Here is a 790-nt window from a genome sequence, read left to right on the forward strand (position 1 = left end):
CCGTAGAGACGCAGCATGCTGCGTCTCTACGTTGGCGTTGCCTGCGCGGTCTTTCCAGTTCCCCAGGTATTCGTAGCCCAGGGCGTCGTGGAAGAAATCAATAACGCGGCGTTGGGTATGGATTTCGCGCTGGTTGACGGGGGCGTGGGTCATGGCATTATTCCTCGTGAAAATAGCGGTCTTCGTCCCAATTCAGGGGATTGGCGACGATGTAGGCCGCGATGCGTTCGTATTCCTGTGGATTGCGGATGATGTGGTCGTGGAACCGGGCCTGCCAGGCGAATTCGGGGTATCCGTTTTGCCGGCACCAGCGGCTGACCGCCGATTTGTAGGAACGGACGATAGCCCCCAGGGAACCGGCCCGGGGCGAAATGGCGGCCATGGGGTGGTCGTCCGTATTGGGCGTTACGGGGGCGGCAACGGGTGAATCATGGATCACAATGATGCCATGGACATGGTTGGGCATGACCACAAACACATCCAGGGATACGTGCCCGGCGGTGTGACGGGGAATTTCCTGCCAGTATTGCGCAGCGATTTCTCCAATCGGCGACAGGTGCATTTCGCCTTTTGCGACGCGGCCGAAAAAGGGTCGCCGCCCGGCGGTGCAGATGGTGATGAAATAGGCCCCGGGCGCGGCGTAATCCCACCAGGCCGCCCTGGCGGACGGGATACGATATTTCCCGCGGAATTTACCGGAAGAATCGTTTTGATCGGTCATGGCGATCTGTCCCTGTTGGCGTGTTGGCGTGCCCCCGTAGTAGAGACGCAGCATGCTGCGTCTCTACGG

General features: G+C 60.0%; 1 protein-coding gene. It reads right to left on the minus strand.

Annotated elements, in window-relative coordinates:
* Positions 1 to 157: 157 nt before the first annotated feature.
* On the minus strand, positions 158 to 775 hold the full coding sequence (locus FKZ61_RS23735) for a transposase (RefSeq protein ID WP_211358733.1): 618 nt from the start codon (positions 773 to 775) through the stop codon (positions 158 to 160).
* Positions 776 to 790: the final 15 nt, after the last annotated feature.

Source organism: Litorilinea aerophila (assembly GCF_006569185.2).
Lineage (GTDB): Bacteria > Chloroflexota > Anaerolineae > Caldilineales > Caldilineaceae > Litorilinea > Litorilinea aerophila.